Annotated in this window: 11 protein-coding genes and 1 tRNA gene; 9 read left to right on the top strand and 3 right to left on the bottom strand. The window is 67.1% G+C overall.

Translation table 11 applies throughout. From position 1 onward, the window contains the following. From AC2VON_RS17700 to AC2VON_RS17685, 4 genes are all read left to right on the top strand, one after another. Window positions 1–1,409, top strand: a 1,409-nt coding sequence (locus AC2VON_RS17700) for a HAMP domain-containing sensor histidine kinase (protein ID WP_486954117.1), incomplete at its 5' end; no start/stop codon positions are given. A gap of 55 nt (window positions 1,410–1,464) precedes the next feature. Continuing rightward, window positions 1,465–2,904, top strand: a complete 1,440-nt coding sequence (locus AC2VON_RS17695) for a S1C family serine protease (RefSeq protein WP_486954116.1) — start codon at window positions 1,465–1,467, stop codon at window positions 2,902–2,904. A 47-nt stretch (window positions 2,905–2,951) separates the two neighbouring features. Next, window positions 2,952–3,446 carry a MogA/MoaB family molybdenum cofactor biosynthesis protein gene (locus AC2VON_RS17690; RefSeq protein ID WP_486954115.1) on the top strand — a complete coding sequence of 165 codons (495 nt, stop codon included), beginning with the start codon at window positions 2,952–2,954 and terminating at the stop codon, window positions 3,444–3,446. A 199-nt stretch (window positions 3,447–3,645) separates the two neighbouring features. Then, on the top strand, window positions 3,646–4,074 hold the full coding sequence (locus AC2VON_RS17685; RefSeq protein ID WP_486954114.1) for a large conductance mechanosensitive channel protein MscL: 429 nt from the start codon (window positions 3,646–3,648) through the stop codon (window positions 4,072–4,074). Between the two features lie 43 nt (window positions 4,075–4,117). Here AC2VON_RS17685 and AC2VON_RS17680 read toward each other — a convergent pair whose 3' ends face one another. The 3 genes from AC2VON_RS17680 to AC2VON_RS17670 all read right to left on the bottom strand — a co-directional run bounded on the left by AC2VON_RS17680 (window position 4,118) and on the right by AC2VON_RS17670 (window position 5,922). Next, complete coding sequence (locus AC2VON_RS17680) at window positions 4,118–4,765, bottom strand: SAF domain-containing protein (RefSeq protein WP_486954113.1); 648 nt, start codon at window positions 4,763–4,765, stop codon at window positions 4,118–4,120. Between the two features lie 69 nt (window positions 4,766–4,834). Further along, entirely contained in the window at window positions 4,835–5,242 is a 408-nt protein-coding gene (locus AC2VON_RS17675; RefSeq protein ID WP_486954112.1) for an FmdB family zinc ribbon protein, read from the bottom strand. 74 nt (window positions 5,243–5,316) lie between these two features. Then, the gene (locus AC2VON_RS17670; RefSeq protein WP_486954111.1) at window positions 5,317–5,922 is read right to left on the bottom strand and encodes a 5-formyltetrahydrofolate cyclo-ligase; all 606 of its coding nucleotides are present in this window, start codon (window positions 5,920–5,922) and stop codon (window positions 5,317–5,319) included. Between the two features lie 95 nt (window positions 5,923–6,017). On the opposite strand from AC2VON_RS17670, the gene AC2VON_RS17665 reads away from it, so the two are divergent. The 5 genes from AC2VON_RS17665 (at window position 6,018) to AC2VON_RS17645 (ending at window position 10,236) form a co-directional block, all read left to right on the top strand. Beyond that, the gene (locus tag AC2VON_RS17665) at window positions 6,018–6,938 is read left to right on the top strand and encodes a UTP--glucose-1-phosphate uridylyltransferase (protein WP_486954118.1); all 921 of its coding nucleotides are present in this window, start codon (window positions 6,018–6,020) and stop codon (window positions 6,936–6,938) included. Window positions 6,939–6,968: 30 nt separating this feature from the next. Continuing rightward, on the top strand, window positions 6,969–8,258 hold the full coding sequence (gene glp / locus AC2VON_RS17660; RefSeq protein WP_486954110.1) for a molybdotransferase-like divisome protein Glp: 1,290 nt from the start codon (window positions 6,969–6,971) through the stop codon (window positions 8,256–8,258). Between the two features lie 26 nt (window positions 8,259–8,284). Next, window positions 8,285–8,941, top strand: coding sequence for a GNAT family N-acetyltransferase (locus AC2VON_RS17655; protein WP_486954109.1), 657 nt, complete (start codon window positions 8,285–8,287; stop codon window positions 8,939–8,941). Window positions 8,942–9,086: 145 nt separating this feature from the next. Continuing rightward, the gene (gene sepX / locus AC2VON_RS17650) at window positions 9,087–10,091 is read left to right on the top strand and encodes a divisome protein SepX/GlpR (protein ID WP_486954108.1); all 1,005 of its coding nucleotides are present in this window, start codon (window positions 9,087–9,089) and stop codon (window positions 10,089–10,091) included. A gap of 72 nt (window positions 10,092–10,163) precedes the next feature. Further along, window positions 10,164–10,236 (top strand) — tRNA-Ala (locus AC2VON_RS17645). The last annotated feature ends 1 nt before the right edge of the window (window position 10,237 follow it).

The raw sequence follows: 10,237 nt of genomic DNA, 5'->3' as shown, positions 1-10,237 counted from the left end.
TCGCCGTGTATGCGGTGATCTCGGCGGCGCTGTACAAAGACATCGACAACCAGTTGCAGAGCCGGGCGGAGATGCTGATCGCCAGCGGTTCGCTGGCCGCCGACCCGGGTAAGGCGATCGAGGGAACCGCGTATTCCGATGTCAACGCCATGCTGGTGAACCCCGGCCGTGCGATTTACACCGCGAATCAGCCCGGCCAGCGGCTGCCGGTTGGGGCGCAGGAGAAGGCCGTCATCCGTGGCGAGTTGTTCCTGTCCCGGCGAACGGCGGCCGGCCAGCGGGTCCTGGCTGTTCACCTGCCCAACGGCAGTACGCTGCTGATCGCCAAGAGCCTGGCGCCCACCCAGGCGGTGACGGGGAAACTGCGCTGGGTCCTGTTGGTCGTCGGCGGGGTCGGTGTCGCGGTCGCCGCGGTGGCCGGCGGAATGGTGACCAGTGCCGGCCTGCGACCGGTGGGCCGGCTGACCGAGGCAGCCGAGCGGGTGGCGCGCACCGACGATCTGCGGCCGATCCCGGTGTACGGCAGCGACGAATTAGCCAGGCTCACCGAAGCATTCAATGCGATGCTCCGGGCGCTCGCCGAGTCACGGGAACGCCAGGCCCGGCTGGTTGCCGATGCCGGCCATGAGCTCAAGACCCCGCTGACATCGCTGCGCACCAACGTGGAGCTGCTGATGGCCTCTGCGGCACCGGGAGCACCGCCGCTGCCAGAGCAGGAAGTAGCCGATCTGCGTGTCGACGTGATCGCCCAGATCGAGGAATTATCCACTCTGGTAGGTGATTTGGTGGATCTCACCCGCGACGACCGACGCGAGGCCGCATACGAGCAGGTAGACATGTCCGAAGTCATCGATCGCAGTATGGAACGAGTTAGGCGGCGCCGTAACGATATCGAGTTCGACGTTGAAGTGATTCCCTGGCAGATCTACGGGGATGCGGCCGGCTTGTCGCGAGCAGTGCTGAACATGCTCGACAATGGGGCCAAGTGGAGTCCGTCGGGCGGGCGGGTCGGTCTGCGGATGGCACAAACAGACCCGACACATGTCGAGCTGGTGGTCTCCGACCATGGTCCCGGCATCCCGCCGCACGAGCGCGAGCTGGTGTTCGAGCGGTTCTTCCGCTCCGATTCCGCGCGTGCGATGCCGGGGTCGGGCTTGGGCCTGGCGATTGTGAAACAGGTGGTGCTCAAACACGGTGGCACACTTCGTATCGAAGAAACCGTGCCGGGCGGCCGACCGCCGGGGACGTCGATACACGTGTCGCTGCCCGGGCGCCCAGTGCCTGTCGGTGGCGCAGTTGATCATGCGATGAATGCTGCAGCCGACGATGCAGCGCCGGCGGACGGACAGAAGTCTGCAGACGAATCGAACACGGTATTAGGCGATTCTCAGTCCACGCAGGCAGGCTAGTGCTGAAGCTTTCGCCGCACCCCACCGCACGTTTGAGGAAGAGTAACTGAGCAACATGACGAACCACCCGGGCTATTCGCCACCGCCGCAGCAACCGCAACGGCCTGCTCCGGCTGCTTCGACGGCAGCGACGCCGGGACAGCACGCCGCAGGGGGATATCCGGGCCCGGGTGCGCACGGTGCGCAGCATCCGTACGACTGGCGCTATGCCCAGCAGCCGCAGTATCGCCTGTCGTACGACGCGTACGGTAACGCGCGGCCTGCAGCTGCCAGGCCAATGACGGTTACCGGACCGGCATCGGAAAAACGCTCCCGGGCAGGCGCATTGACGGTCGGCGCGGTAGTCATCGCGCTGGTGTCCGGTGGTATCGGCGGGGCGGTGGCGTCGGTGATGCAGACGGACCGCCAGCCGGTTGGCGGTGCCCTCGCCACGACAGCGGGGGGTCAGGCGCCCAGCGTGCCCGCGGCCGCCAGCCTGCCGGAAGGCTCGATTGAGAAAGTCGCCGCCAAAGTGGTGCCCAGCGTTGTCATGCTCGAGACGGACTTGGGTCGCCAATCCGAGGAGGGCTCCGGGATCATCTTGTCGCCCGACGGGATGATCTTGACCAACAACCACGTGATCGCCGCCGCAGCCAAGGCCGAGGCCACACCTGCCACACCGGCGGCACCGGCGGCACCGGCGGCACCGGGGGCACCGGGGGCACCGGGGGCACCGGGGCCGGGTCCAAAAACCATTGTGACGTTCTCCGATGGCCGCACCACGCCGTTCACTGTGGTCGGGGTCGACCAGGCCAGCGACATCGCCGTCGTTCGCGCTCAAGGTATCTCCGGGCTGACCCCGATGACACTCGGTACTTCGGCGGATCTGCGGGTCGGCCAGGAAGTGGTGGCCGTCGGATCGCCACTGGGCCTGGAGGGCACCGTGACCACCGGCATCATCAGTGCGCTCAACCGACCGGTGTCGACGTCCGGTGAGGCGGGTAACCAGAACACCGTGCTGGACGCCATCCAGACCGATGCCGCCATCAACCCGGGCAACTCGGGCGGTGCGCTGGTCAACATGAACGGGGATCTGGTCGGGATCAGCACCGCCATCGCGACCCTGGGCGGCGATTACGCCGATACGCAGAGTGGCTCAATTGGACTCGGTTTCGCCATCCCAGTGGACCAGGCCAAGCGGATCGCCGACGAACTCATCAACTCCCCGGATCACACGGCGACGCACGCCTCGCTGGGCGTGAAGGTCATCAACGATCGGGGTTCACACGGCGCCAAGGTCGTCGAGGTGGTGCCCGGTGAGGCGGCGTCGAAGGCGGGTCTGCCGGATGGGGCCACGGTGACGCAGTTCGACGGTCGTCCGATCGGCAACTCCGATGCGCTGGTCGCCGCGGTGCGGTCAAAGCAACCCGGAGACCAGGTCACCCTGACCTATGTGGAGGATCACTCCCTGTCCACTAAGACCATGCAGGTCACCCTGGGCGCAGCACAAAAGTGATCCGAGTTGTCCCGCCCGCGCCGGCCGCTGGATATACGGTTGCAGGCATGGGACAGCCTTTGCAGTTGCCCGGCAGGGCTCTTGTCATCGTCGTCGACGACCGAACCGCGCACGGTGACGAAGATCACAGCGGCCCGCTGGTCACCGAGTTGCTTGCCGAGGCCGGGTTCGTCGTCGACGGTGTGGTGGCCGTCGCCGCGGACCAGGTGGAGATCCGCAACGCGCTGAACACAGCGGTGATCGGCGGAGTCGACCTGGTGGTGTCGGTTGGCGGCACCGGGGTGACGCCGCGCGACGTCACTCCGGAAGCCACCCGCATCATTCTGGATCGTGAGATCCTCGGTATCTCGGAGGCGTTGCGCGCATCGGGTTTGGCTGCCGGGATTGTCGATGCCGGACTGTCGCGCGGCCTGGCCGGGATATCCGGCAGCACCCTGGTGGTCAACCTCGCCGGTTCCCGCTATGCGGTGCGCGATGGAATGGCGACACTGAATCCGTTGGCAGTCCATATCATCGGCGAGCTCTCGAGCCTGGAGATATGACCGAGTCAGCGGACGAGCGTGACTCGGAAGATGTGGACGGCGCCGAAGAGCGCGAGCAGTGGCTTCGGGAGAACGTGCCGCCACATCACGGTTGAGGCGTAACTTCATCAAATCACCCGCGCTGGCGCGCTCGTGTGCTTAATGTTCCGGTGGGCGGCGGGGCGCCGTTCGGATTGTTCCCGGCGAAAGGGGTGTTCGCGTGTTCAAGGGGTTCAAAAATTTTCTGATGCGCGATGATGTCATCTCCGTGGCGGTCGGTTTGGTGGTGGCCTTGGCGTTCTCCAACGTGGTCAAAGCCTTCACCGACAGCGTAATCAATCCGCTGGTGGCGGCCGCCCAGCCCAGCACCGAGTCGCTCGGGCTGGGCTGGCAACTCGGTGCAGAGGGAAACGAGTCGACCTTCCTCGACATCGGTACGTTTATCTCGGCGGTCATCTACTTCATCGTTTTCATGTCCGTGGTGTACTTCCTGGTCGTGTTGCCCTACAAGCACTTCCAGAAGCTTCGGGGAGTCAGCGTGTTCGGCGACGAACCGGCGACCAAGGAATGCCCGGAGTGCCTGTCGAACATCCCCAAGTCGGCGCGCAAGTGCAAGTTCTGCACCAGCATGCAACCACGCTTGGTTTAGCGAGGCGACAAAAGACCCTAAAGAGGTTGGGACAGCAGATTATTCACCGTAGGATCAGGGTTACGGCCTGAACCAGCGCAGCGCCGGCCACCGCATTGGCGGCTGCGGCCGGCAATGCCACCAGCACCACACGGTCGTCGTTCGTCCCGTTCCGTTTGTCCGAAACCAGGACGACGATGCCGCCGGTTGCGACGATGCTGGGGTCGGCATGCGGATCGGAGCTCGGGGCTGCCACGACATCGACGACATCGCCGGGGCGAACCAGTTCGATCAGCGCGTGGTCAGCCGGGTGCAGGCCGACGATTCGGGCATCCGGCCCGGCCGTCGCCCCGGCCAGCCGCCGGCCCAGCAACCGGACGTCGGTGAGCACTTCGCCACGACGCACCGGGCCGGCCAACGTCGCACCGAGCACCGCCGACAGATCGGCTGACGCACCGTCTGGAACGGTTGCCGCCAAACGGCTTTGGAGTGAAATGTCATCGGTGGTCAACGCTGTCGCGGGAGCGATGTCGCGGGCAGCGACCACGACCTCGACGTGATCACCCTCCGGGTTGGACCTGATCGCCGCGATGCCGGCCAGCACTACCAAGCCGGCGGCGGCGACGCGTCGCGCCATGACGGTGCGCGTCCAGTCGGCTCGCAGCGTCCGGGATAACCGAGTGGCCAGCGTCGGGTTGAGGGACTCAGCCATGCCGACACGGTACGAAGCATGCCAATCCGGCGCCGTCGTCTCGGGCGCCGTGCTGTGGATAACCGGCTCTTAGCGCGATGCCGCAGATGTTGCCGCAGAAGCCGTCGAGTTGCCGCTTGAACTCGACTTGTTGCCCTTGTCTCCCTTGCCGCTCGTTTCGCTGGATGTGGTCGACTTGTCGGTTGCGCCGGATTTGTCCGAGCCCGAGTCGCCGGCGGAACCGGTGCCGGACTTGCCGTCACCATTTCGGTCGCCCTGCGCCGAGCCGTGCCCCGAGCCGTTTCCGGCCACCTTCCGCGCTTCGCGGCTGTCGTTGCGGTAGAAGCCGCTGCCCTTGAACACCACGCCGACCGAGCTGAACAGCTTGCGGAGCCGGCCAGAGCACCGATCGCAGGTGGTCAGCGTGTCGTCGGTGAAGGACTGCACCTTGTCGAAGCGGTTGCCGCACTCGGTGCACGCATAGCTATATGTGGGCACAGGAACCTCCGTGAAGTGACCAGTCGGGTTAGCACTCTACCGCGCTAAGTGCTAGAACCGCTATTTGGGCTCGGTCATTCCGGGGTCTTTTCGGCGTCAAGCGCGATGACACCGCGTCCTGGGGTCAGTGCATGTGTCACCGGTACGTCGTGGGGTTCGACGGGCAGCTCGTCGACCAACTCCGTGTCGCGGATGACCGCGACCAGCTGGGTGTCGGGACCCCGCAGCGGCAGCGACCGGTCGTAGAAGCCGGTTCCGCGGCCCAGTCGCACGCCCCGGCGGTCGACCGCGAGCGCGGGAACCAACACCAGCATCGCTTCGGCCAGGGTCGACGCCGGCAGCCACGGCTGCGGCGGTTCGAGCAGGCCGAACTGGGTGGTCACCAGGCTGCCGGATCGGTACTGGCCCCACATCAGGGCCAGCGGCACGTCCTGACCGGCCCCGCTTGTCCGGGCCACCGGCAGCAGCACCCGCACACCGCGGCGCAGCAACCCGTCCAGCATGGCGATCGAACCCGGCTCGGTGCCCACCGGTACATACGCGCAGATCGTGACGCCGGCGACCACCAGCTCATCGAGGTGTCGCTGTAGCGCACGTGCATCGTCGGCGCGAACGTCGTCGGCAACCGCACGGCGCGCCGCAAGCAGTTGCTTGCGCAGTGCGGACTTGTCTGCGGTCATGGTCCCACGATGTCAACACCGGTCATTCCGCCGCCACGCCGGGTGCGCACCCGGTCGTGGTCATCTGGTGACTTATCGTGTGACGTGTGGTGATACTGCCCCGCCAACAGCTTCCGGTGCCGCGCACGGCGATCGTGCCGGCGGCCGGCCTGGGCACCCGGTTTCTGCCCGCGACCAAGACGGTGCCCAAGGAGTTGCTGCCGGTCGTTGACACCCCCGGAATCGAACTGGTCGCGGCCGAGGCCGCCGAGGCGGGTGCGGAACGCCTGGTCATCGTCACCTCCGAAGGCAAGGACGGCGTTGTCGCGCATTTCGTCGAGGACCTGGTGCTGGAGGGCACGTTGGAAGCCCGCGGCAAGAAGGCCATGCTGGCCAAGGTGCGCCGCGCCCCGGAACTGATCAAGGTCGAGTCCGTGGTGCAGGCCGAGCCGCTCGGGCTCGGTCATGCCATCGGCTGCGTCGAACCCACCCTGTCGCCTGACGAAGACGCCGTCGCGGTGCTGTTGCCCGACGACTTGGTGCTGCCCACGGGGGTGCTGGAGACGATGTCGTGGGTGCGGGCCCGGCGGGGTGGCACGGTGCTGTGCGCAATCGAGGTCAGCCAAGAGGAGGTCAGTGCCTACGGGGTGTTCGACGTCGAGCCGATTGCCGACGGTGACTGGGCTGACAACCCCGACGTGCTCAAGGTCAACGGCATGGTCGAGAAGCCCACCGCCGCCGACGCGCCATCGATGTTCGCCGCGGCCGGCCGCTATGTGCTCGACCGCGCCATCTTCGACGCGCTGCGGCGCATCGACCGGGGTACCGGTGGTGAGGTGCAGCTCACCGATGCCATCGAGTTGCTCATCGAGGAGGGTCACCCGGTGCACGTCGTCGTGCATCGTGGGGCGCGACACGATTTGGGAAATCCCGGTGGTTACCTCAAAGCTGCGGTTGACTTTGCGTTGGATCGCGACGACCTCGGCCCGGACTTGCGGCGGTGGTTGGTGGCGCGGCTGGGACTGGGTGGAGACTAGCGCTCGGGTCCGAACGGAGGAAGGCACGCTGTGCGTTCGGTAAAGGAACAACAGGACCGGGTGTCGGCTGCCGCGGTGGCACCGCGACCGGTGCGGGTGGCCATCGCCGAGGCGCAGGGCCTGATGTGCGCCGAGGAAGTGATCACCGAGCATCCGATGCCCGGTTTCGATCAAGCGGCCATCGACGGTTACGCGGTTCGCAGTGTCGACGTAGTCGATGCCGACACCCCCGACACGGTCGAGGTGGTCGACGAGAGCGACGAGGCAAGCGGTCCGGATGCCGACGCGGCGGTCAGCCTTCCGGTGGTGGGCACCATCGAGGCCGGTGCGCGTACGCCCAGCAGGCTGCAGCCGCAGCAGGCCATGCGGATACAGACCGGGGCGCCGCTGCCTGCCCTGGCCGACGCCGTGTTGCCGGTGCGCTGGACTGACGGCGGGCAGTCCCGGGTGCGGGTGCTGCGCGGGGTGCGACCGGGCGCCTACGTGCGGCGTACCGGGGATGACGTGCAGCCCGGCGCCGTTGCCGTCCGCGCCGGGACGATCGTGGGCGCCGCCCAGGTGGGGCTGCTGGCCGCGGCCGGGAGGGAGCGGGTGCTGGTCCATCCACGTCCACGGCTGGCGGTGATGTCGGTCGGCGGCGAACTGGTCGACGTCGCCCGCACACCGGGCAACGGGCAGATGTACGACGTCAACTCTTACGCGCTGGCCGCGGCCGGGCGTGATGCGGGCGCGGAGGTGAACCGCGTCGGGATCGTCAGCAGCGCGCCTGAGAAGCTGGGCGAGGTCGTCGAGGGACAGCTCAACCGGACGGAGTTGGTGGTGATCGCCGGCGGGGTCGGCGGCGCCGCAGCCGAGGCAGTGCGTGCCGTGCTGTCGGAGTTGGGCGAGCTAGAGGTCACCCGCGTCGCTATGCATCCGGGTTCTGTGCAGGGTTTCGGTCAACTGGGCGCGGAGGGCGTTCCGACGTTTTTGCTGCCGGCCAATCCGGTGAGCGCGCTGGTGGTCTTCGAGGTCATGGTTCGCCCGCTGATTCGGTTGTCGTTGGGCAAGCGGGAACCGATGCGCCGGATAGTGCAGGCCCGGACGCTGGCGCCGATCAGTTCGGTGCGCGGCCGCACCGGGTATCTGCGCGGCCAGTTGATGCGCGATTCTGATACCGATGAGTATCTGGTCCAGGTGCTAGGCGGCGCCCCGGGTGGCTCATCGCACTTGCTGGCCACACTGGCTGAAGCAAACTGCCTGGTGGTGGTGCCCGCTGAGGCCGAGCAGATCCGCACGGGTGAGGTGGTCGACGTCGCTTTTCTGGCTCAGCGCGGTTGACGCGGGGTGAGTCAGGCGGCGCGCTGGTGAATCTCTGGCGATTCAACACCGCCGGCCACCCTGGCTGGCCAACGGTGGTGGGGCCGCTGAGGGTCGCGGCGGGGGTGATCCGGCTGCGCCCGGTGCGGATTCGCGACGGTGCGCAATGGAGCCGCATCCGACTGGCGGACCGGGCTGCGCTGGAGGCCTGGGAACCCAGCGCCGACGCGGACTGGGTCGTCCGGCATACCGCCGCCTCGTGGCCCGCAGTCTGTTCCAGCCTGCGCTCGGAGGCCCGCCGGGGGCGGATGCTGCCGTTCGCTATCGAGTTGGACGGGCGGTTCTGCGGTCAGCTGACTATCGGCAACGTCACCCACGGCGCGTTGCGGTCGGCATGGATCGGCTACTGGGTGTCGAGTTCGACGACGGGCAAGGGGGTGGCCACCGGAGCGTTGGCGCTGGGGATCGACCACTGCTTCGGGCCGGTCAAGCTGCACCGGGTGGAGGCCACCGTGCGTCCGGAGAACGCCGCCAGCCGGGCCGTGCTGGCAAAAGTCGGCTTCCGCGAGGAAGGTCTGCTGCAGCGCTACCTCGACGTGGACGGAGCCTGGCGCGACCACGTGCTGGTTGCCCTCACGGTGGAGGAGATCGCCGGGTCGGTGACCTCGGTCCTGGTTCGAGACGGCCGGGCCGATTGGGTCTGAAACACTCTGAAACGCGTGTTGTCAGCGTGGTAGTTGTGACTACTGAGGTCTGCAGGTAAATTACAGATATGTCATTGCATCGGCGCGTCATGCGGCGGTTGCGTGGTCACAGACCTAGCCTTGGCTGGGAAAGGAGCAGGTCACCATGCCCAGCATCCCTCAATCGTTGCTCTGGATCTCTCTCGTGGTGCTCTGGCTGTTCGTGCTGGTGCCGATGCTGGTCAGCAAGCGCGACGCGGTGCGGCGCACCAGCGACATAGCGCTGGCGGCCCGGGTGCTCAACAGCGCCGTCGGCGCTCGACTGCTCAAGCGGGCCGGCCCCGCAGCCGGCCATCGCAGTGACCCCGACTGGCGCTGTGACCCCGACTGGGGCAGCGAAGACGACGAGGACTCCGAGGATCGTCCGGGAACGGGATCTGCCGTGGTCGTCGCTGCTGCCGACGCTACCGACGACCAGACCCAGCCCGACTATCTCGACGTGGACGTCGTCGACGAGGAGGCTGCCGATATGCCCGTCGCCGGAGGCGATGTCGGCGAGCCGGAGTCCGACCAAATCGATGACATCGATGACGAGGAGATGGCTGAAGCCGAGTCGGGCGCCGCCGAATACGAGTACGTCGACGACACGTCGGGGTTGGAGGCCGAAGAGGATTCACCGACCGCAGGGCCGATGGCGGTCCCGGCTGCGTCGCGGCGGCGCCGCTACGACTCGACGACCGCCGCCGCAGTCATCGCCCGCAAGTACAGCTTCCGCAAACGGGTACTGATGACGATGGCGTTGATCCTGGTGGTTTCGGCTGCGGCGGCATTCACCGTGGCGCCGGCCGCGTGGTGGGTTTGCGGCACTGCGGCAGGCGTGACGATGTTGTACCTGGCCTACCTGCGCCGGCAGACCCGGATCGAAGAGCGGGTACGTGCTCGCCGCATGCAGCGGATGGCCCGCGCCGGGGCCCGGGTGGATGACGGCCGCGACCACGGGTTCGGCCGCGGCTTCGACTCCGGGTTCGACGTGCCGGCACGGTTGCGCCGTCCGGGTGCGGTGGTGCTGGAGATCGACGACGAGGATCCGGTCTTCGAGCACCTCGAGTACGTACCGTTCGCCCGCGACCATGCCTGGCGGGCTGACCTGCCGCGGGCGGCCGGCCAGTAATCTGTGTGCTGTGTGCTGTGTGCTGTGTGCGTCTTGGCGATCGGGCGGTGGCTGGTAGCCTGCTAGCGGCCAGGGGCTATGGCGCAGTTGGTAGCGCGACTCGTTCGCATCGAGTAGGTCAGGGGTTCGATTCCCCTTAGCTCCAC

This window comes from Mycobacterium sp. TH-M82, assembly GCF_057473605.1.
This window is presented reverse-complemented; position numbering and strand designations above follow the sequence as displayed.